Annotated in this window: 20 protein-coding genes; 18 read left to right on the plus strand and 2 right to left on the minus strand. The window is 51.7% G+C overall.

Features of this window, described 5'->3' with window-relative positions; translation table 11 throughout:
* Window positions 1-263 precede the first annotated feature (263 nt).
* The 15 genes from SBI19_RS19875 to pssA all read left to right on the plus strand — a co-directional run bounded on the left by SBI19_RS19875 (window position 264) and on the right by pssA (window position 17,714).
* Complete coding sequence (locus SBI19_RS19875) at window positions 264-1,448, plus strand: GNAT family N-acetyltransferase (RefSeq protein WP_317971282.1); 1,185 nt, start codon at window positions 264-266, stop codon at window positions 1,446-1,448.
* Window positions 1,449-1,961: 513 nt separating this feature from the next.
* Window positions 1,962-2,423, plus strand: coding sequence for a CtsR family transcriptional regulator (locus tag SBI19_RS19880; protein WP_317971283.1), 462 nt, complete (start codon window positions 1,962-1,964; stop codon window positions 2,421-2,423).
* 58 nt (window positions 2,424-2,481) lie between these two features.
* Complete coding sequence (gene mcsA / locus SBI19_RS19885; protein WP_317971284.1) at window positions 2,482-2,991, plus strand: protein-arginine kinase activator protein McsA; 510 nt, start codon at window positions 2,482-2,484, stop codon at window positions 2,989-2,991.
* 23 nt (window positions 2,992-3,014) lie between these two features.
* Window positions 3,015-4,100 carry a protein-arginine kinase McsB gene (mcsB, locus tag SBI19_RS19890; RefSeq protein WP_317971285.1) on the plus strand — a complete coding sequence of 362 codons (1,086 nt, stop codon included), beginning with the start codon at window positions 3,015-3,017 and terminating at the stop codon, window positions 4,098-4,100.
* Complete coding sequence (locus SBI19_RS19895) at window positions 4,097-6,565, plus strand: ATP-dependent Clp protease ATP-binding subunit (protein WP_317971286.1); 2,469 nt, start codon at window positions 4,097-4,099, stop codon at window positions 6,563-6,565. The genes mcsB and SBI19_RS19895 overlap by 4 nt, the downstream gene beginning before the upstream one ends.
* 103 nt (window positions 6,566-6,668) lie before the next feature.
* On the plus strand, window positions 6,669-7,217 hold the full coding sequence (locus tag SBI19_RS19900; protein WP_317971287.1) for a YfiT family bacillithiol transferase: 549 nt from the start codon (window positions 6,669-6,671) through the stop codon (window positions 7,215-7,217).
* 391 nt (window positions 7,218-7,608) lie between these two features.
* Entirely contained in the window at window positions 7,609-8,616 is a 1,008-nt protein-coding gene (locus SBI19_RS19905; protein WP_317971340.1) for an ABC transporter substrate-binding protein, read from the plus strand.
* Between the two features lie 527 nt (window positions 8,617-9,143).
* On the plus strand, window positions 9,144-9,986 hold the full coding sequence (locus tag SBI19_RS19910) for an ABC transporter ATP-binding protein (protein ID WP_317971288.1): 843 nt from the start codon (window positions 9,144-9,146) through the stop codon (window positions 9,984-9,986).
* 27 nt (window positions 9,987-10,013) lie between these two features.
* Complete coding sequence (locus SBI19_RS19915; protein WP_317971289.1) at window positions 10,014-10,844, plus strand: ABC transporter permease; 831 nt, start codon at window positions 10,014-10,016, stop codon at window positions 10,842-10,844.
* Between the two features lie 28 nt (window positions 10,845-10,872).
* Window positions 10,873-12,282, plus strand: a complete 1,410-nt coding sequence (locus SBI19_RS19920; protein WP_317971290.1) for an LLM class flavin-dependent oxidoreductase — start codon at window positions 10,873-10,875, stop codon at window positions 12,280-12,282.
* Window positions 12,279-13,766: a DHA2 family efflux MFS transporter permease subunit gene (locus tag SBI19_RS19925; RefSeq protein WP_317971291.1), complete on the plus strand. Its 1,488-nt coding sequence runs from the start codon at window positions 12,279-12,281 to the stop codon at window positions 13,764-13,766. Before SBI19_RS19920 ends, SBI19_RS19925 begins: the two co-directional genes overlap by 4 nt.
* 87 nt (window positions 13,767-13,853) lie before the next feature.
* Window positions 13,854-14,246, plus strand: coding sequence for an antibiotic biosynthesis monooxygenase (locus tag SBI19_RS19930; RefSeq protein ID WP_317971292.1), 393 nt, complete (start codon window positions 13,854-13,856; stop codon window positions 14,244-14,246).
* 158 nt (window positions 14,247-14,404) lie between these two features.
* Window positions 14,405-15,775: a DNA repair protein RadA gene (gene radA / locus SBI19_RS19935; RefSeq protein WP_317971293.1), complete on the plus strand. Its 1,371-nt coding sequence runs from the start codon at window positions 14,405-14,407 to the stop codon at window positions 15,773-15,775.
* A gap of 12 nt (window positions 15,776-15,787) precedes the next feature.
* Window positions 15,788-16,858, plus strand: a complete 1,071-nt coding sequence (gene disA / locus SBI19_RS19940) for a DNA integrity scanning diadenylate cyclase DisA (RefSeq protein ID WP_317971294.1) — start codon at window positions 15,788-15,790, stop codon at window positions 16,856-16,858.
* 112 nt (window positions 16,859-16,970) lie between these two features.
* Window positions 16,971-17,714 (plus strand): CDP-diacylglycerol--serine O-phosphatidyltransferase, encoded by a 744-nt coding sequence (gene pssA / locus SBI19_RS19945; protein WP_317971295.1) that lies wholly within the window; start codon window positions 16,971-16,973, stop codon window positions 17,712-17,714.
* Between the two features lie 324 nt (window positions 17,715-18,038).
* On the opposite strand, the gene SBI19_RS19950 is transcribed toward pssA, so the two are convergent.
* Window positions 18,039-18,728: a metal-dependent hydrolase gene (locus SBI19_RS19950; RefSeq protein ID WP_317971296.1), complete on the minus strand. Its 690-nt coding sequence runs from the start codon at window positions 18,726-18,728 to the stop codon at window positions 18,039-18,041.
* Between the two features lie 232 nt (window positions 18,729-18,960).
* Window positions 18,961-19,347 carry a nucleoside triphosphate pyrophosphohydrolase family protein gene (locus SBI19_RS19955; protein ID WP_483312319.1) on the minus strand — a complete coding sequence of 129 codons (387 nt, stop codon included), beginning with the start codon at window positions 19,345-19,347 and terminating at the stop codon, window positions 18,961-18,963.
* Window positions 19,348-19,487: 140 nt separating this feature from the next.
* Here SBI19_RS19955 and SBI19_RS19960 point away from each other — a divergent pair, with 140 nt between their 5' ends.
* The 3 genes from SBI19_RS19960 to ispF all read left to right on the plus strand — a co-directional run bounded on the left by SBI19_RS19960 (window position 19,488) and on the right by ispF (window position 21,911).
* Window positions 19,488-20,585 carry a PIN/TRAM domain-containing protein gene (locus tag SBI19_RS19960; protein WP_317971298.1) on the plus strand — a complete coding sequence of 366 codons (1,098 nt, stop codon included), beginning with the start codon at window positions 19,488-19,490 and terminating at the stop codon, window positions 20,583-20,585.
* Between the two features lie 82 nt (window positions 20,586-20,667).
* The gene (gene ispD / locus SBI19_RS19965; RefSeq protein WP_317971299.1) at window positions 20,668-21,423 is read left to right on the plus strand and encodes a 2-C-methyl-D-erythritol 4-phosphate cytidylyltransferase; all 756 of its coding nucleotides are present in this window, start codon (window positions 20,668-20,670) and stop codon (window positions 21,421-21,423) included.
* Window positions 21,420-21,911 carry a 2-C-methyl-D-erythritol 2,4-cyclodiphosphate synthase gene (gene ispF, locus SBI19_RS19970; protein ID WP_317971300.1) on the plus strand — a complete coding sequence of 164 codons (492 nt, stop codon included), beginning with the start codon at window positions 21,420-21,422 and terminating at the stop codon, window positions 21,909-21,911. Before ispD ends, ispF begins: the two co-directional genes overlap by 4 nt.
* Window positions 21,912-22,026 lie beyond the last annotated feature (115 nt).

The raw sequence follows: 22,026 nt of genomic DNA on the forward strand, positions 1-22,026 counted from the left end.
AGCGCCAATGGTACTTGGACCGCAGGGTCCTGGGAGAGTAGGAAGACGCCAAGCACGAATTAATCCATGTCTTTATGACATGGATTTTTTTGTTGTTTACGGAACGAATAGAAGATGTCAATAGAGGTCGATCAGCACCGAGAAGGCTGAACTAAGCTTCGTGATCATCGACCGTTGATGATTGTCTTTACATGGGGTGGATTTTTGGTGTAAGTTTAGACAATCACTCAAGCTGGCAAGGATGCCAAAGGAGGTTGATTATCTTGAACATACGCAATATTACGGAGACTCATTACGAGGAGAGCCTTAACTTATCCTCTTTCGCATTTCAGATGGTCTATTCGGATGAGGAACGTGCTGTACGTCGTTCTCAATTCCGGTCGGAAGAGAAATGGGGAGCATTCGAAGACGATCAACTGATGGCGCAGTTAACGCTGCTGTCATTAACGATTTACATAAACGGTAGACCGATCCCGATGGGCGGAATAGCCGGTGTTTCCACCTGGCCAGAATATCGCAGACAGGGTCTCGTATCTAAATTGCTGCGACATTCGCTTGAAGTTATGAAACGTGATGGTCAGATCATCTCACTGCTGCATCCGTTCGAGTTTGATTTTTACCGCAGATTCGGGTGGGAAATGTTCTCCGAGCAGCGTCGTTATACAATATCCTCTAACCTGCTGCCTAAACGTGTTCAGGTGCCTGGCACCATTGAACGTCTTGCGCAGCCGGACACGCAGATATTGTCCACGGTTTATGAACAGTATGCACGTCGGTATAATGGAATGCTCTCACGCAATCCACAATGGTGGGAAGAGCGCATTTATCGCAGAAAGAGTGGACAAATTGCCGTATATCGCTCAGAAGCAGGGAAACCGCAAGGTTACATCATCTATGATGTGAAAGAATCTAAGATGACTGTGCATGAATTGGTCTGTCTGAACGAGACGGCGAGGCAAAGCCTGTGGACATTCATTGCCAACCATGACTCGATGGCGAAAGAAGTAACAACGATTGCGCCGTTGGATGATGATTTGATATCCACAGTGGATAACCCGCGAATCAAACATGAGATAATCCCTTACTTCATGGCACGTATTGTGGATATTGAAGGTTTTGTCGCAAACTATCCGTTTGCATCCACAGAAGCTGTGCATGAGCTGTGTATTCAAGTGGAAGACCCTCATGCAATTTGGAATAACGGAGTTTTCAAGCTGCGTGTCGACGAGCAGGGGAATGGCATTGTGGATAAGGTGTGTGAAGTGAACGCTGAGGAACAAACGAATGTGCTCAGCTGTGACATCCAGACGCTAACCTGTATGATGATGGGCTATCGCAGACCGGAACGACTCATGCAATTGCAGAAGCTGCTGGGAAGCAAAGAAGCTGTTAAGGCGCTTGATCGGTTGATTCCGCAGATGCCGACATTCCTATATGATTTCTTCTAAACAATCAGTAATAAAGCCTCCAACCTACTACGGGATCGGGGGCTTTCGTTGTATGTCCAGCAGCGGTTCAGATAAATGCGATTGGATACGGCTCTCATTGTAAGCTAGTTCGACGACTTACATTTGGAGAGGATCACAAATCTAATCTAGCAATCATCTTTTGTTTCTATAGATCAAAGAATGGTTGAAGAAATGTCCGAGGAGACGGCGGCACGTTTGTTCCATTTCCATCAGTCAGTAGAGGTATAAAGAAAGCAGCGTCTCACCAATAATAGTAGGTGCGAAAGCTTGTTTCGTAGTTTTTACAATGTTCTGAAAATTTGTGTCGACCTGTATTGACCTTCGAACTGAAATGCGTATAATGAAATTAAGGTCAAAGAAAGTCAAAGTCAACGACGTCGGTTCGCAGCCCATGCCGCTGACGAGACCCCGCTGCTTAAGCAGCGAATGAATTGAGGCAATACGCAAGTCAACAGACATCTTAGCAAGGCGCATCATGAGGGAGGTTGGTGCATGCGTAATATTTCCGATCTCATTGAACAGTATTTGAAACAGCTGCTTCAGGAAAGCACCGAAGGTGCGGTCGAAATTCAACGCAATGATCTGGCCGACCGTTTCTCTTGTGTTCCTTCGCAGATCAATTACGTCATCAGCACACGCTTTACTTTAGAGAAAGGGTATGTGGTCGAGAGCAAGCGAGGAGGCGGCGGATATATTCGTATCCAGCGTGCTGAATTGCCAGCGCTAAAGACGATTACACTGTATCTAAGTGAAGTTATTGGTCATCAGATCGATCAGAATGCCGCAGAAGGCTTGATTTATCAGCTGGAGGAAGCCCGTCATATTACAAGGCGAGAAGCGAATTTGCTGAAGGCAGCAATGTCGCGCGATACGCTGGCGTTGAAGCTCCCGCTGCGTGATGAAGTACGGGCGCGGTTAATGAAGGCGATGCTGATTTCCTTGTTAGCGAAGTAAGGATCGCATTGGGCGCAAGTAGTCATGGTGCTTAGTTCGGCGAAGGAGGGATGGCGGCTTGGTTTGTCAGGAATGCGGCAAGAAGCCGGCTACGCTTCATTTTCAGAAAATCGTGAATGGAGAGAAGACCGAGATTCATATATGTGAATCGTGCGCTCGCGAGAAGAGCGAAGGGATTCCGGGCTCCTCGAATGGATTTTCCATTCACAGCCTGCTGTCTGGACTGCTTGATTTCGAGCGGGCAGGTCAAGGGGCGAAACAGGAAACGGTACGCTGCGATGAGTGCGGGCTAACCTATGCACAGTTCAGCAAGATTGGCCGTTTCGGCTGCAGCAACTGCTACCGCAGCTTTGAGAACAAGCTTGATCCACTGTTCAAGCGGGTACATGGCAATACGGTGCATGTCGGCAAAATCCCGAAGCGGTCTGGCGGCATCATTCAGACTCGCAGAGAGATCGAGCAGCTGCGGCGTGAACTGGTGACACGTATCGATAGTGAGGAATTCGAAGCGGCAGCGCAGCTCCGCGATCGGATTCGCGAGCTGGAGCGAAGAGCGGAAGGGCTTTAAGCGCGAAGGGAGGATTATTGACTTTGTCCAAGAGACGTTTTGCCGAGCATCCGCTCAGCGATTGGATGAAAGGAAAGGGTCCCGAATCGGATATCGTCATCAGCAGTCGAATCCGAGTTGCGCGCAATTTGCGTTCGTACCCGTTCCCAATGCTGGCGACGAATCAACAGTCGCTTGAGGTAATGAACCGCTTGTCGGGTGTTGCCTTACAAGGGAAGCTGAGCGGCATCGGCCATTTCGATATATACAAACTAAGCGAGCTTACCGAGCTTGAGCGGCGGGTTCTGGTGGAGAAGCATCTCATCAGTCCGAATCTTGCCAATGAATCACGCAACGGAGCGCTTGCGTTGAACGAAGAAGAATCAATCAGCATCATGATTAACGAAGAAGACCATTTGCGCATCCAATGTCTATATCCGGGTTTCCAAATCCGTGAAGCATGGCAGTTGGCAAGCCGCATTGACGATATTTTCGAAGCGGAAGCGGATTACGCTTTCGACGAACGAAGAGGATTTCTAACAAGCTGTCCTACGAATGTAGGAACCGGCATTCGAGCATCGGTCATGATGCATTTGCCGGCACTGGTGCTGACTCAGCAGATCAATCGTATCCTGTCCGCAGTGGCACAGGTTGGTCTCGCCGTTAGGGGAATATATGGCGAAGGCAGCGAGTCGACCGGCAATCTGTTTCAAATTTCGAATCAAATTACGCTCGGGCAGTCGGAGACTGAAATCATCGACAACCTGTACAGCGTAGCTCAGCAAATCATTGAACATGAGAAGGCGGCCCGCAAACGGCTTGTCGCCGAGAATCCGATTCGAATCGAGGATCGTGTCAACCGCTCATACGGCGTGTTGTCGCATGCAGCGATTATGGATTCGAAGGAAGCGGCGCAGCGGCTGTCCGACATACGGCTCGGCATTGATCTGGGGATGATCAACGGGGTATCGACACAAGCGATGAATGAACTGCTTGTTATGACGCAGCCGGGTTTTCTGCAGCAGGTGTTCAATGAGGCGCTCAGTCCGGAGGCTAGGGATATCCGGCGGGCAGAACTGATTCGAAATCAAATTTCGCAGCACAACAATCATGGGGGTGTATCGCAATGATGTTCGGAAGATTCACGGAACGTGCGCAGAAGGTGCTGGCACTGGCTCAAGAGGAAGCCGTTAGACTTGGTCACAACAATATCGGGACGGAGCATATTCTGCTTGGTCTGATTCGCGAGGGCGAAGGCATCGCAGCGAAAGCACTTATCGGCCTTGGCCTTGGACTCGAGAAAATTCAAGATGAAGTCGAAGCGCTCATCGGCCGCGGTCAAGAGCAGCCTTCGAACATTGCATATACGCCGCGAGCGAAGAAAGTCATTGAGTTGTCGATGGATGAGGCGAGAAAGCTCGGCCACACGTACGTTGGAACAGAGCACATTCTGCTTGGTCTTATCCGCGAAGGTGAAGGCGTCGCAGCACGTGTACTGAACAACCTCGGCATCAGCTTGAACAAAGCGCGCCAGCAGGTGCTTCAATTGCTCGGCAGCAGCGAAGCGGTATCGAGCAGCCACGGTGCGCCATCCAACGTAAGCACACCAACGCTTGATGGACTCGCACGTGACCTGACGGCTTTCGCACGCGAAGGCAATCTCGATCCGGTCATTGGACGCAGCAAAGAAATCGAGCGGGTTATCCAAGTACTTAGCCGCCGGACGAAGAACAATCCGGTTCTGATCGGTGAGCCGGGCGTTGGTAAGACGGCCATCGCAGAAGGCCTCGCACAGAAAATTATTGCAGGCGAAATTCCGGAGACGCTGCGCGACAAACGCGTTATGACGCTCGATATGGGCTCTGTCGTTGCAGGTACCAAGTACCGCGGCGAGTTCGAGGATCGTCTGAAAAAAATCATGGACGAAATCCGTCAAGCGAACAACATCATCCTGTTCATCGACGAGCTGCATACGCTCATCGGCGCAGGCGGCGCGGAAGGCGCAATCGATGCTTCGAACATCCTTAAGCCTTCGCTGGCTCGCGGCGAGCTGCAGTGCATCGGTGCAACGACGTTGGATGAATATCGCAAATATATCGAGAAAGACGCTGCGCTGGAGCGCCGCTTCCAACCGATCACGGTGGATCAACCGACGCCTGAAGAAGCGATTCAAATTCTCCACGGTCTGCGCGACCGTTACGAAGCGCATCACCGCGTCAAAATTACGGATGAAGCGATCGAGCAAGCCGTTAAGCTCTCCGACCGTTACATCACGGACCGCTTCCTGCCGGATAAAGCGATTGACCTGATCGATGAGGCATCGTCCAAAGTACGCCTCAAAACGTATACGGTACCGCCAAACCTGAAACAGCTGGAGAACCGTCTGGAGGATATCCGCAAGGAGAAGGATTCCGCGGTTCAATCGCAGGAGTTCGAGAAGGCGGCGGCGCTGCGAGATACGGAACAGAAGCTGCGCGAAGAGCTTGACGTAACACGCAATCAGTGGAAAGAAAAGCAAGGACGCACGGATTCCGAAGTTACGCCTGAGGATATCGCGCAGGTCGTCGCAAGCTGGACCGGCATTCCGGTCAGCAAGCTCGCTGAGGAAGAAACGCAGCGCCTGTTGAAGATGGAAGATATTCTGCATGATCGCGTAATCGGTCAGACAGACGCTGTCAAAGCGGTATCGAGAGCGATCCGCCGCGCACGCGCTGGTCTGAAAGATCCGAAGCGTCCGATCGGCTCATTCATCTTCCTCGGCCCTACGGGTGTCGGTAAGACAGAGCTTGCGCGCGCGCTTGCTGAATCGATGTTCGGCGATGAGAATGCAGTTATCCGCATCGATATGTCTGAATACATGGAGAAGCACTCGACCTCGCGTCTCGTCGGAGCCCCTCCAGGGTATGTCGGCTACGAAGAAGGCGGTCAGCTGACGGAGAAAGTACGTCGCAAACCATATTCGGTTGTGCTGCTCGATGAGATCGAGAAAGCACATCCGGAGGTATTCAACATCCTGCTCCAAGTGCTGGAGGATGGACGCCTCACGGACTCGAAAGGCCGTGTCGTAGACTTCCGCAATACGCTGATCATCATGACGTCGAACGTTGGCGCCGATCAGATCAAACGGAATTCGACGCTTGGCTTCACGGCAGTGCAGGATGCAAGCCGCGAGTTCAACCAAATGAGAGAGAAAGTGCTGGCAGAGCTCAAGAAGAGCTTCCGTCCAGAGTTCCTCAACCGGATCGACGAAACGATCGTGTTCCACTCGCTCGAGCAGGAGCATATCGCGGAGATCGTTACGCTCATGTCGGATGAGCTGCGCAAGCGTCTGAGAGAGCAAGAGGTTGATTTCATTCTGACGGATGCAGCGAAGACATTCCTGGCGAAAGAAGGCTTCGATCCGCAGTATGGTGCTCGTCCGCTCCGTCGCGCGATTCAGAAGCATATCGAGGACCGTCTGTCCGAGGACCTGCTGATGGGCACCATTACGAAGGGCGACTCGCTCATCATAGATGAGAAGGATGGCGCGCTTGTCGTAACCCGTTCAAGCAAAGAGCCGGAGTCGGTGGATAACCCAGAACCGGCGAATAAGTAATGGACTTTCGAGATAAAAGAAGACACTGTGTGGCTGGCGCTGCACAGTGTCTTTTTTGTTAGAATAGTGATATAGGTCAATTCGAGAAGGAGTGGTGTTATCGATGAACGATTCATATAATCTGCAATATCCGATTGGGAAGTTTGCGGTAGAGGGGCCAGTTCATGAGGAACAAAGAACAGCATGGATAGGTGAAATCGAACGGCTTCCAGAGGAACTATCGGCAGCAGTGGCAGGGTTAAGCGAAGAGCAGCTGGAGACGCCTTATCGAGACGGAGGATGGACGATTCGTCAGGTGGTGCATCATTTGGCGGACAGTCATATGAACTCCTATATGCGGTTCAAGCTTGCGGCGACCGAAGAGCTTCCGACGATCAAGCCGTATTACGAAGACCGATGGGCAGAGTTGGCGGATGGCGCTCATGCACCGATTGAGTTATCGTTGCAGCTGCTGAAGTCGCTGCATACGCGTTGGGTTTATTTTATCAAAAGCCTTCGTCCCGAACAGTTCGATCGTGCTTTCGTTCATCCGGAGCATGGTCGTGCGATGACGTTAAATGATGCGCTGGGGATGTATGCATGGCACGGCAGGCATCATGTTGCTCACATCGCGGGACTTCGAGAACGGAAGGGCTGGCAGCGCGAAGCTTGAGAAAAAGGCTCTGAAACGGGAGATATAATTCTTTCGTTGCAGAGCCTTTTGTGCTATTGACAGATATGGAAATGAATACTATGATATTAAACATAGTAAATGCATAGGAATTGTTGTATTAACTAGTCCGACAGGGCTGGAATACGCCGACCAGATCACTGGAGGCCTTTACGACGGAATTCATTCCGAGTAAAGGTCTTTTGTGCTTTGCGGAGGCGGAGGAGAGATAAAGAGTGGAGAGGACGTGTTTCAAATGACAATGGAAAGACAATCGCGATCGAATCATGAGTACGAGGCAAGCTTCAATTGGGATTTGAATAGACATCTAGGCAATCGCAGCAAGAAGTCGCTTGGGAGATCTCGCTTGGCGTGGGGAGTAGCAATCGTATCGATGCTTGCGATGCTCACGCTGGCTGGATGCGGCGGAGAATCCAAGTCGAAGGCGGCAAGCGGCAGCGGCGATTCTCCGTACGAAACGCTCGAGCTTCGCTATCAAGGCAGCGTCGGCGCAGTCACCTATCCGGAGCTTGCAGAGGCGCTCGGCTATCTGGCACCGATCAAGCTGAATTGGATCGGCAATACGATCAGCGGCCCGCAGGATATTCAAACGGCTGCGACGGGGCAATCGGACTTCGGCGGCGCGTTCAACGGCGCGATCGTGAAGCTCATCTCAGCGGGAGCCTCGGTGAAAGCGGTAATTGGTTATTACGGAGTAGATAAGGATACATACATCGGATTTTACACCCTTGATGATAGTCCCATTAAGACGGCGAAGGATCTGATCGGCAAAAAAATCGGCGTGAATACGCTGGGCGCACACTCGGAGTTTGTTATCAAAGAGTATCTGCGTCGCAACGGCCTGACGGAAGATGAAATCAAACAAGTGACACTTGTCGTCATTCCTCCGGTCAGCACGGAACAGTCGCTGCGCCAGAAGCAGATTGACGTTGCAGCACTGGGCAGCATCCTGCGAGACAAGGCGCTGGAGCGGGGCGGTATCCGGCCGCTGTTTACAGACTTTGACCTGTTCGGTACGTTCACCGCAGGCAGCTACGTATTCACCAACAAATTCATTAAAGACAATCCGAACACGGTTCATAAATTCGTAGAGGCAGTGGGCAAAGCAATCGAGTGGGCTCGCACAACGCCGCGCGAAGAGGTCATCGCCAAGTACAAGGAAATTATCGAGAAGCGAGACCGCAAAGAAGACACGACCGCCATTCAGTTCTGGAAAAGCACAGGCATTGCAGGCGCAGGCGGTTACATCCGCAAGGATGAATTCCAGGTCTGGACCGACTGGCTCGTCAAGGACGGCGAACTGAAAGAAGGTCAAATCAAACTCGACGATCTCTACACCAACGAGTTCAGCGCCTATAAAGACGTTGAAGAGAAGAAGTAAACCTAAGAGTCAAAGTCTCACCCAAAAAATAGAGAGCTCGCAAGAGCAGGCGATCGGACCTTATAAACGGGTTTAATCAATATCCTTAATCATTAACGCAAGTTTCACGAAAGCCGAAGGCGCCCATTATTTTCGTAACCAACGATCATCGAAAGAAACAGTCCATACGAAAAGTAGTTTATTCATTATGAAAGTAGCAGGCTAATCCGAATAAAACGTAATTGTCAGATCCTCGAAAGTAGCAGTCGATACGAATAGTAGGCGTACCATCCAATCGCAGCTAAGTCCCACCGAACAAAAGCTTTGTCACACCGTGACAACGCGGGCACCCGCTCGTATTACCAATACCCCGTCCTTCGGGAGTCCAGAGGGCGTCGCCCTTTGGGGCCCTCCCCTCAGGGGAGGGTTTGGGTGGGGTGTCAAATTGGTTTAACCCCCGCCTCGGGAGAGGCAAATATTCTATTTTTTCATTTTTCATAAAAAATTAAATCCCCTTAACAAGGGGGTCCAGAGGGGGTCTCCCACCTATGATCCAATTCAACAACGTGTCCAAAACATTCAAAGTCCGCAACGCGGCGGAAGGCCGCGGCGCCTTCACCACTTTCACCGCCGTCAAGGATGTGAACCTGGAAGTTAAAGATGGCGAGTTCATGGTCATCGTAGGCCCGAGCGGATGCGGCAAGTCGACCCTGCTCGATATGCTGGGCGGACTGACGAAGCCATCGTCCGGCGAAATTTTGCAGAGCGGCAGGCCGATTCAAGGTCCGGGACTGGATCGAGGCATCGTATTCCAACAGTATGCGTTATTCCCATGGAAGACGGCGAAGCAAAACATCGAGTTCGGGTTGGAGGCGAAAGGCGTACCGCGCAAGGAACGGAGCGAACGAGCAAGCTATTTCCTCGCACTTGTTGGGCTGGCCGGGTTCGAGCAGCGTTACCCGCATGAATTGTCCGGCGGTATGAAGCAGCGAGTCGCGATTGCGCGAAGCCTCGCATACGATCCGGAAGTGCTGCTCATGGATGAGCCGTTCGCAGCGCTGGATGCACAGACGAGGGAGACGCTGCAAGGTGAGCTGCTTCGCATATGGGAGCAGACGAAGAAGACGATTATTTTCATCACGCATGGTATTGATGAGGCTGTCTATCTGGGTCAGCGCGTTGCGGTGATGACGTCACGTCCCGGAACGATCAAGGAAATAATCGATATCCCGATTGATACGCGCGGCGCGGAAGAAGATATTCGGTCGCTGCCGGAATTCGGCGAGCTGCGGCATCAGATCTGGGGGCTGCTGCGTGAGGAAGTATCGAAGGCAGAGCTATTGGAACGTAATAAGGCGCAAGGCGGCATTGCGATTAACAAGCGCGCATAGGAAGCGACAAGTAAAGGAGATGAGATTATGGCTGTAATCGATAAATCGGTATCGGTCCCGCTCGGTACAGGCGCGCGAGTGCCATCGCTGCCGCTTGGAATTGTGTTTAAAGTGCTGAAGCGCAGCATAGCGATTCTGGTACTGCTTGCAGTTTGGGAGATCGTCCCGCGGACCGGAGCGGTCAATCCCACATTCCTTCCACCGTTTAGCAGAATCATCGAAGCTTGGTGGGGACTGTTCACAGGCGGGGATTTGGCGGTTCATTTTCAAGCGAGCATCAGTCGTTCCCTATTTGGCTTCGGTCTTGCGATTGCCGCTGCCATTCCGCTTGGTCTGCTGATCGGCTGGTATCCGAAGGTGGCGGAACTGTTGAATCCTCTGCTGGAGCTGTTCCGCAACACGGCGGCACTCGCATTGCTGCCCGTATTTACGCTGATCCTCGGGATCGGGGAGACGTCGAAAGTTACGATTGTGTTCTATTCCTGCTCATGGCCCATTCTTCTCAATACGATTAACGCGGTTAAAAATGTTGATCCACTGCTTATCAAATCCGCCAAATCAATGGGTCTAGGCTCGCTGCGGTTGTTCCAGAAGGTCATCCTTCCCGCATCCGTCCCGACGATCTTCACCGGCATCCGGTTGGCGGGCGCTTATTCCATACTCGTGCTTATCGCCGCTGAGATGGTAGGGGCTAAGGCAGGCCTCGGCTATCTAATTAACTACACGCAGTTCAGCTTCCAAATTCCGGAGATGTATGCGGGCATCATAACAGTCTCGCTGATAGGTATTCTGTTCAATCAGCTGTTGGTCACGCTGGAGCGCCGATTCTCCTCTTGGAAAACGCAATCGAACGATTAATCCGATTAACCTATAGGAGTGATAATTAATGAGTCAAACTGACGCTAAACAATCGAATTCGTTGTTTAACCCGAACCCAGGTTCCAGACAAATGCGCCTTGGCGCATTCATGATGATCCCCGGCCACCACGTTGCCGCATGGCGCTACCCGGAAGCTGAAGCGACAGGTGTGCTCGACTTCAATTTCTACAAGCAGCTTGCTCTTACAGCGGAGCGGGGCAAGTTCGATATGGTGTTTCTGGCAGATGGTTATGCCGTAGCAGAACGGTTCCCGGAGGCGCTCGAGCAGACGGTCAACGTAAGACCGGAGCCGTTTACGCTGCTGTCCGCACTTAGCTCGGTTACGGAGCGGATCGGTCTGGCGGGCACGGTATCTACAACTTACAATGAACCGTTCCATGTTGCGCGCAAATTCGCATCGCTCGACTACTTAAGCGGAGGCCGCGCTGCATGGAACGTCGTTACTTCGGGTTCGGATGCCGAAGCGCGTAACTTTAATCTAGATAAGCATGTTCAGCATGATTTGCGCTATGAACGTGCGGAGGAGTTCGTCGACGTTGTCGCTAAGCTGTGGGACAGCTGGGATGATGACGCCTTGCTGTACGACAAGGCTTCGGCTCGCTTTGCGGATCGGTCGAAGGTGCAGGCGATTAATCATAAAGGGAAGTTCTTTAGTGTTCGCGGTCCGTTGAACGTAGCTCGTCCGATACAAGGGCATCCGGTAGTGATTCAAGCAGGCGCATCAGAGCCTGGCAAAGAGCTGGCGGCCCGTACGGCTGAAGTGATTTTCACCGCATGGCAGACGCTTGAGGAAGCACAGAAGTTTTATGCAGATGTGAAGGGCCGGCTTGCACGCTACGGCAGAACGGCCGATCAACTCAAAATTATGCCTGGCGTCTTCCCGATTATCGGGCGGACTGAAGAGGAAGCGTTGGAGAAGAAGGCATTGTTCGAGCAGCTAATTCCGGAACAGGCCGGTGTAGCGCTGTTGTCCGCGCTAATCAGCTTCGACTTGTCTGGCTATCCAGTCGACGGACCATTGCCAGAGCTTCCGCAGCTATCCCAAATTAATGGCGGCAAGAGCCGCTTCCAGCTGCTGAAGGATCTGGCCGACCGGGAGCAGTTGACGATTCGGCAGTTGTATCAGCGTATTGCCGGGGCTCGCGGCCATCGCGAAATTGTCGGAACGCCTTCGCAGATCGCGGACCAGCTGCAGGAGTGGTTCGAGAACGGCGCAGCGGACGGCTTCAACATTATGCCGCCTTATCTGCCAGGCGGATTGGATGAATTCGTTGATTTTGTCGTGCCGGAACTTCAGCGGCGTGGACTGTTCCGCCTGGAATACGAAGGATCGACATTACGTGAAAATCTCGGTTTACAACGTCCTGTTAGACGATCAGTTGCTGAACCAAAAGAAGCTGTGCAGGTGGCGGAGTGAGAGCTGCATCCGCAGACAGCGTTCATCGTATCGGCGGGGGAGGGAGTCGTCTGCAATTGGCGACGCTCTTCCTTGGCTCGTTTCTATCGATCTATCATGTTGTATCACTGAACGCTGTACTGCCGGGCTTCATTAAGATTTTTCATGCTGACCTATCTACTGTGCAATGGTTAATGACAGGCTTCACGCTTGCTATGGGCATGGCGGCGCCGGTAACGGCCTACTTGGAAGAGCGTTTCGGCATCCGTCGATTGTTTCTGTTATGCGTGGTGCTGATTACGATATGCTCCATCCTATGCTCGTTCTCATGGAATATCGGCTCGCTTATTGTGTTTCGAACGCTGCAGGGCATTTTTTGCGGCATCATGCAGCCGTTGACGTTGTCTATCATCTATGGTTCCATGCCTCCAGAACGCCACTCTTCTGCATTAGGCTGGTGGACAGCCTCGACGATTCTGGGGCCAGCGCTTGCACCAACGATTAGTGGATGGCTGATGCAGAATGATTGGCGGCTTATCTTCTGGATCACAGTACCGCTAGGTCTGCTAGTGTGGCAGATGGGAGGCTATGCACTTCCGGCCATAAGCAGAGGCGATGCTAAACGACCGGATTGGTGGAGTCTGATCGCCGTTTCTGGAGGTACGATGGCCATGCTGCTATTGTTCACTAATTTGAATCGATGGGGACTTCTTTCATTGTCGTCCATTTGCTGTGCAGCGGCTGCCATAGCGTTGATCGGATTGTTCATCTCTCGCAGTTTGCGGCAGGAGCATCCACTGCTTCAATTAAAATTGTTCAACAATCGGATGTTTACAGCGAGTTTGTCGGCATCTGTCATTCTCATCTCTGGTCTATACTCGGGCATTTATTTTATTCCTCTGTTCCTGCAACAGGTGCAGGGAATGTCGCCGATGTATGTGGGTCTACTGCTGCTTCTGCCGGCATTATCGATGACTCTGACGACAACAATATCAACTCGTTATTATGAACGCCTAGGTCCGCGTAAGTTAATCATTGCCGGAACGCTGCTATTGGTTGCCGCAACATGGCAATTCCGCAGTCTGACACCTAATGCTAGTCATGGTTATGTGATGCTGTGGATGACGGTCCGCTATATCGGCATAGGGTTGTCGATGACACCGTCGATGAACGCAGGTATGTCAGCAGTCGAACAACAGCTGTCGGCGCACGCCTCAGCGCTCATTAATTGGATTCGTCAAGCAGGGGGCGCATTAGCGCTTGGTATGATGACAGCCTACTTTACTTCCCGAACGATACATCATGGCGGATCGCCGAATACAGGTTTGGGGACGCCGGCAGCAACGGAAGCTTATATGAACGGCCTGAGCGATGTTTTTCTGCTTGCCAGTATCGTCACAGCCTTCGGGATTCCACTTGCGCTGCTGCTTCGACGACGTCAAGGAACAGTGCATTTGAGCTTAACAAATGAAGGGGAAGCGGGGGTAAGCGGCAGTAAGCTTTAAGGATCATCGATTTGTTCTGCCTGCCGATGATTGATATACTTCAGTAGAATACAAGCCTATGAAGTGATCGGCAGAGGAGGATGCAGGATGATACTAGTAACGAATACGATTGCAATTCGCAAGGGGCATGGCCGTACGGTCGCCGAGCGGTTCAAGAACCCGAAAGGTGTTCACCAAATGCCGGGCTTCGTTCGGATGGAGCTGCTGCTCTCCGAGGGAGTCGAAGAGCAGGACGAGCTGAAAGTCAGCACGTTGTGGGAGTCCAAGGAAGCATTCGAGGGCTGGAAGAACAGCGATGCGTTCAAGCAGGCTCACTCTCATGCTGGCCGTGGCAAGCCATCGCAAGAAGGTGCAGAGAAAGCCGCCGAGGCTCCGACTCATCCGCATGCAAGCCAGCACGCGCAGTCCGAAGAGGGGCCAGTCATGCTGGGTGCGAAGCTGTCGATGCATGAGCTTCTGTTTACGCAATTGTCGGAATAATGTATGGCATGAAGGATGAAACGATATACTATGCAAGACGTAACTTAGGGGAGGACGCCGTCAGGCTCTCCCCTTTTTGCGCGTGTTCTAGGGGTTTCTATTGGTACGTGAAAATGGTAAACTTTTATTGTTAACGTTTTCTGCTAAGGGAGTAAACAATGGCTAAAATAAAAGTGAAATTCGCCTGCACGGAGTGCGGTACCGAATCACCTAAGTGGCTGGGCAAATGCCCAGGCTGCGGCGCTTGGAACTCCATGGTGGAGGAGAAAGAAACGGTTGTTCGTACAACTGGAGCGGCGGGTGCTTCTGTTTTTCAAACGAAAGAAAAGCCGCGTTCCATCATACACATAGAGAGTGATCAAGAACCGCGCATCGATACGAAGCTTGGCGAACTGAATCGCGTCCTCGGGGGCGGTGTAGTCCCAGGCTCGCTAACGCTTGTCGGCGGAGATCCGGGTATCGGCAAATCCACCCTGCTGCTTCAAGCCTCACACTCACTTGCCGCTAGCGGCTTACGGGTGCTTTATATATCGGGCGAGGAATCGGTACGTCAGACGAAGCTGCGCGCTGACCGTCTCGGCTCGCTGTCGGAACAGCTATATGTGTTGTGCGAGACGAATGTCGAATCGATCCGAGAAGCGATTGAATCGGTGAATCCGGCGCTTGTCGTCATCGACTCCATTCAGACGGTATTTGATCCGAATGTTCAGTCTGCTCCGGGCAGCGTGGCGCAGGTTAGAGAGTGTACCTCTCACTTCATGCGGATCGCCAAGATCAAAGGGGTCGCAACGGTGCTTGTCGGGCATGTAACCAAAGAAGGGGCAATCGCAGGACCGCGGATGCTCGAGCATATGGTCGATTGCGTGCTTTATTTTGAGGGCGAACGCCATCATACATATCGGCTGTTGCGTGCGGTGAAGAACCGTTTCGGTTCGACGAATGAGATCGGTATTTTCGAAATGGGTGAGAGCGGTTTGCGCGAGGTGGCGAATCCGTCGGAGTTGTTCCTGTCGGAGCGGCCGCTTGGCGTCGCAGGATCAACGGTTGTGGCGAGCATGGAAGGCACTCGGCCAGTTCTTGTCGAACTGCAGGCGCTTGTTGCGCCAACGAACTTCCCGTCTCCACGCCGGATGTCGGCTGGCATCGATCATCATCGAATGGCGCTTATTATCGCGGTATTGGAGAAGCGTATGGGCATGTTTTTGCAAAATCAAGATGCATACCTGAACGTAGCGGGCGGCGTGAAGCTTGATGAACCGGCTGTCGATCTCGCGGCGGCTGTCAGTATTGCTTCCAGCTTCCGAGACGCGCCGACTCGGCCTTACGATGTCATCTTCGGCGAGGTCGGATTAACAGGCGAGGTGCGTGCTGTATCTAGAGCGGAGCAGCGCGTTAGGGAAGCGGAGAAGTTAGGCTTCAAACGGGTTATTATGCCTGAGAACAGCTTGAAGGGATGGAAACCGCCGTCTGGCATCGAAGTCATCGGCGTATCCACCGTAGCGGAGGCGCTCAAGGCAGCGCTCGGATAGAGGGGGCACAATATGAAGGAGCAGAGAGAGCTTGAAGTGATGCACCAATTGCTGCAGCTAGTTGCGCCAGGCACGGCATTTCGCGATGGTCTGGAGAACGTACTGCGCGCGAAGACCGGTGCATTGCTCGTTGTCGGATACAGTCCGGAAGTGATGGAAGTCGTCGATGGCGGGTTTTCGATCAACTGCGATTTTACGCCGAACTATTTGTATGAGCTCGCCAAGATGGATGGCGCCATCATATTGAGCGAGGATTTGAAGCGGATTCTGTATGCGAACACGCAGTTGATTCCAGACAGTTCTATTGCGTCCAGCGAGACGGGGATTCGTCACAGGACGGCGGAGCGGGTTGCGAAGCAGACCGGCAAGCTGGTCGTCTCGATCTCTCAGCGTCGCAATGTTATTACGCTGTATCAAGGCAATTTGCGCTATGCGCTTAAAGATATGGGTGTCATCCTTACGAAGGCTAATCAGGCGATCCAAACGCTTGAGAAATATAAAGCCGTGCTTAATCAAGCATTCACGAATTTGTCGGCTGCTGAGTTTGAAGAGCTTGTTACACTACAGGAAGTTGCTCACGTTATCCATCGGGTCGAGATGGTCGTACGCATTAAGATGGAGATCAAGCGCTATGTAACAGAGCTTGGCTCCGAAGGACGCCTGATCGGCATGCAGATGGATGAGCTTGTCGGCGGTGTGGAAGAGGATGCATGGTTCCTGCTCAAGGATTACGCGAAAGACAATTCGGATGACCGTATTCGTGAAATCCGTATGGCATTAAAGAAGCTTAGCAACGACGAGCTTATGGACCCGCCTCACATTATTCGTCTGCTTGGCTTCCCAGGAACGTCGGCGGATGATGCTGTCTCTCCACGCGGATATCGACTGCTTCATAAGATCCCGCGCTTGCCGATTGTGGTCATGCATAACCTGGTTGAACGGTTCCATCATCTCCCGCATATCGTGATGGCGACCTATGAAGAATTGGACGAAGTGGACGGTATTGGCGAGGTTCGAGCACGCGCAATCAAGGAAGGTTTGAAGCGGATCCAAGATCAAATGTTCATTGACAGGCAGATCTAAATCCCATAGAATGAGGGAATGCGTGCGCGCATGGGTTTACATGGAATTTTTCGTCAGGCGAGTGTGTTCGTGTTATGATTTATTGGGCATAGTAGAGATGAGGTGGAACGAAATGATCACAAAGTCGATACCTAGCCTGTTTACGGTAGGCAATCTCTTTCTTGGAATTGTCGCCATAATTCTCGTATTTAATGAGAAGCCCGAATTGGCGGCGATGATGGTTATTATAGCCATGCTGCTGGATGGCGTGGATGGTCGAATCGCACGTGCGCTTAATGCGCAGAGTGAATTCGGCAAGGAGCTTGATTCATTATCGGATGTTATATCATTCGGTGTCGCTCCGGCATTCATTATGTATGTTGTCGCATTTCAAGATTTGAACCAGGCGGCGTCCTGGATTGTAACAGCGTTGTTCCCGATCTGCGGAGCATTGCGATTGGCCCGCTTTAATGTCATATCCGGAATGCCGGGTTACTTCATCGGACTTCCGATTCCGGCTGCCGGTGGCGTATTGTGTACGCTGGCGCTGTTCTATAAGGATATTCCTGTCGCAGTTCTGATGGCGAGCACACTGCTGCTGTCGTTCCTGATGGTTAGTACGGTCAAATATCCGAACTTCAAGAAGATTGGCATTCCGAAAGGCGCAATCTGGGTTGTGCCGATCGTTGTCGTTATTGCCGTCGTTCTTGGCTATCTGTTCCCTAAGCATCTGTCGAAGATCATCTTCGTGCCGCTGCTGCTGTATGCTTTATATGGCTTAAAAAAAAACGTTAGTGCCGTTATGCGTTTGACTTCCCGCAAAAACCGCAGACGTCGCGCCGCAGAAGAGGCAGCGAAGTCGGAACACAGCGCATAAACGATAATCACGTTAACGATTAACGACAATAAAGAAGGTTTGGCGAATTCGCCAAGCCTTTTTCTTTGTTTAAACAGTGTTTAACGTTGTTAATTTCAACACACTTGTCTACGCAAGAACAGAAGTTGTGTCCAACGGACACACGACTCGAAGCTCGCCGTACCGTAGAGGCATCTCTATTCTGCGATTATTCCCGTTCCGGGGTCCCGGGGCTCTCCAACCCCGGGGGGCCTCCCTAGCAGGGAGGATTTAGGTGGGTAGAGCCTCTGATTTAGATTGGTTTATATAGGTTTAATTAGAGGCTCATGCAAGGGGCATCGCCCCTTACACCTCCACAGATTCGCCGTCCGCCAGCACATGACCATTCAACCCGGCCTCATCCATACGACGAGCCCATTCGTTAGGATCCTGTGCAATTAGCGAGAATGTGTTGTAGTGCATCGGAATGGTTAGCTGTGGCTGCAGCCACGTTGCCGCTTTGACCGCATCCTCGATTCCCATCGTAAAGTTATCTCCGATTGGCAGGCAGGCTACATCAATAGACGCCCACTCCGCAATCAGTTTCATATCTGAGAATAACGCCGTATCCCCTGAATGGTAGAGCGTAGTGCCGTCGATCGTAATGAGGAAGCCGGCCGGTGTGCCGCCAAACTCGAATTCATTATCGCTGAATTCGATGCCGCCGGAATGCCAAGCGGGTGTTACCTTCACGCGGCCCCATTCGAAATTATATGCGCCGCCGATTCCCATCGGATGAACAGAAGCCCCTTGTTTAGCGAAGTACATGGCCAGCTCGAATGGGGCAACGATGGGACAACTATTCGCTTTGGCGATCTGTGCAGCATCTCCTGTATGATCGGCATGACCGTGTGTGACGAGCACTGCGGTCAAATCGCTAAGTTGATCCGGCTTGGTCGATGCGCCGGGATTGCCGGACAGGAATGGATCGATCAGAATGCGGGCAGATTCCGATTCTACGAGGAAACAAGAATGGCCGAGAAACGTTATTTTCATATGTAGCAGCTCCTATTGGTTATTGGGTTGGTGCATTGCAGGATAGAGTATGACCGATAGATCAGGCCGCTAAACGTCGTGACAAGTTTTCATAAGAAAGGTTTCGGACTAGATCCGCGTTGAGAAAACCTCTATCGGGGCCTTTCGAACTTATAAATTGTTATGTGATAAAAAAGCCCGAAGCTCATATGCTTCGGGCTTATTCGCATAAGCGAAAAGGGTATGATGATCGTTATCTCATGTTAAACAGACCGAGTGTCGAGCATTTGTCAGACTCGCGAGCGACGACGTCTTCCAGATTAATATCGAGCAGATTGCAAAGAGCGGACATGTAGAACAGATTGCGTCCAAGCTCAGCGCGCAGCACATCGCTGCATTGTTCGCAGAGCTGGCCGTTCATGTGATTCTCCAGCACCGATTGCGCGGCTGTCAGATCGGTATCGTCGTTATACGCCTGTTTCTTCGCATTTAATTCAATGCAGCCGCATTCCGTAACAGCCTTTGCGACGGCACGATTTACGGCAGAACCGGTTTGGCCATACTTGGACAGGACGTCGAGCAGACTGCGATGTCGCAGAAGCAGTTCAGAAACCTGTTGCTGGAATTGATCCAATGTCACTTGCATCCACCTCTCTCGGATTCGGCTTTACATAGCTCTATTATAATCTTCTGACATTGGCATTTCAAAAGAAATTGGATGAGTCGGCGATTAATGGGCGAATGCGCTGACCATAATGAATAATGGAGGTGGAAAAAGCCATGAAACGAATTATTCAAATCATTGGCATTTGGCTTGGCGGATTGATCGGAAGTCAGTGGCACGCTTGGATGGGCGGCGATCTTTCCTTGTCCATGCTGGGGACTATGCCGCAAAGCGGCGGGTCTAGTATGAATTACTTGTATATTGCATTAGGCGCATTCTGTGGTTTCGCAGCGGCTACGACATTTGCAGCACCAATTATGAAGAGGGTAAAACAGGGCTCTGAGCGTCTCGCTAGCCTTCCTGCACCTGACCTGATGGCAGGCGCTGTTGGTATGTTCGCAGGGTTAGTGTTCGCAGCGCTTCTGTATCCCGCAGTTGCAAAGATTAATGGTATCGGTCTTCTTGTTCCCGTTATACTGACGTTGCTGCTTGGTTATATGGGGCTGCAGTTAGGTTTGGGTAAGAAGGAAGAGTTGTCCGCAGGGCTGACCGCATTGCTTCAGCGTCGTGCTGCACAGCCGGAGGATGACGGCAAGAGCAAGTATGAGGAGCACAAAATATTAGATACGAGCGTCATTATCGACGGCCGTATCGCTGATATTTGCAAAACCGGATTTATCGAGGGGACGCTCGTCATTCCGGAATTTGTGCTGGAAGAACTGCAGCATATCGCGGATTCATCGGATTTGCTCAAGCGTAATCGCGGACGCCGGGGGCTGGATATTTTGAACAAAATTCAGAAGGAACTCGATGTCCGGGTGTTGATCTACGAGGGTGATTTCGAAGAAATCGGCGAGGTAGACAGCAAACTCGTGAAACTAGCGAAGGCGCTGGGCGGCAAAGTGGTTACGAATGACTTCAACTTGAATAAGGTATGCGAGCTTCAAGGAGTGTCTGTCCTCAATATTAATGACCTTGCGAACGCCGTGAAGCCGGTTGTGCTGCCTGGAGAAGAAATCGTCGTTCAAGTCATTAAGGATGGCAAGGAGCACGGGCAAGGCGTCGCATATCTGGATGACGGCACGATGATTGTCGTTGAAGGCGGGCGCGACTATATCGGTACGACGATGGAGGTGCTCGTGACGAGCGTTCTGCAGACGTCAGCGGGCAGAATGATATTCGCGAAGCCGAAGCTGTTGGAAAAAGCGCAATAACGCGGTATGATGATACTATAGAGGTTTAACTTTTAAATAGGTTAAACTTTATGGATTATACGGCGAGGCGGGTATCGAATACATGAACGCACAATGGGGCGTCGTCATCGTGGCGGCGGGCAAAGGCACGCGGATGGGAACGGCGGAGAGCAAACAGTATCTAACGTTGCGAGACAAGCCGATTCTCGTCCATACGCTGGAGCTGTTCCAATCCATGGATGAGACAGCTGCAATTGCGCTGGTTGTCGGACAAGCCGATATCGGACGTTGTGAAGATTGGGTGGCTCAATACGGGCTCACTAAGGTGACTGCGATTGTGCAAGGTGGTTCCGAACGTCAGCATTCGGTGCATCTTGGTCTTAAGTCACTGCCTTCGCATCTGCAATGGGTCATGGTACATGACGGCGTTCGGCCGCTTGTTACTCAAGACGCGGTACGAGCTTGCTGCACAGCAGCGATGAAAGGTGAAGACCAGGGGGCAGCGGTTATCGCTGTGCCTGTGAAAGATACGATCAAACAGGTGAACGATTCAGGCGTCATCACAGCGACGCCTGACCGCCGAAGCTTGTGGGCGATTCAAACGCCGCAAGCTTTTCGTCGTGAATTGCTCACTAGAGCCCATGAGACGGCGGAAGCGGATGAGTTCCTCGGTACGGACGACGCGATGGTCGTCGAGCGGCTGAACGTTCCGGTTGTCGTAGCAGAAGGCGAATATACGAACATCAAGATTACGACGCCGGACGATTTGCCATATGCGGAATTTTTGTTGGCGATGCGGGAGAGTGTACAGGTCAGTAATAAAATAAGGATAGAACTCAAGGGGGAAGTTTCGCAATGATTCGAGTAGGACAAGGTTTTGATGTACATCAACTCGTGGAAGGTCGTCCATGCATTATCGGCGGCGTAACGATTCCATATGAGAAAGGCCTTCTTGGTCATTCGGATGCAGACGTACTGCTTCACTCGGTAGCGGATGCAGTGCTCGGCGCGCTCGGATTGGGCGATATCGGCAAGCATTTTCCAGACACCGATCCAGCTTATGAAGGGGCAGACAGCGTAAAGCTGCTGGAGCATGTATGGAAGCTGGCGAAGGAGCGGGGCTATAAGCTCGGTAACATTGATAATACGATCATCGCTCAGCGTCCGAAGATGCTGCCATATATTCCACAGATGGTAGAAGTAATCGCCCGCGTGCTTGAAGCAGACGATCTGTCGCAAGTTAACGTGAAAGCGACGACGACGGAGAAGCTTGGTTTCCCAGGCAGAGGAGAAGGAATCGCGGCGCAGACGGTTGTTTGCCTCGTGAAGGATGTGCTATCATCTTAGGCATTATAAGTATTCGTAAGTGTGAGGCTATCGCACAATTATAAGCAGGTGACTTTGAGAGCGGAGAGACTTTACGTAAGCGCGAAGTTCCCTTTGCCGGGCTCAAAGTTCTATA

The sequence above is a fragment of the Paenibacillus sp. CCS19 genome, from assembly GCF_033239625.1.
Lineage (GTDB): Bacteria > Bacillota > Bacilli > Paenibacillales > Paenibacillaceae > Paenibacillus_T.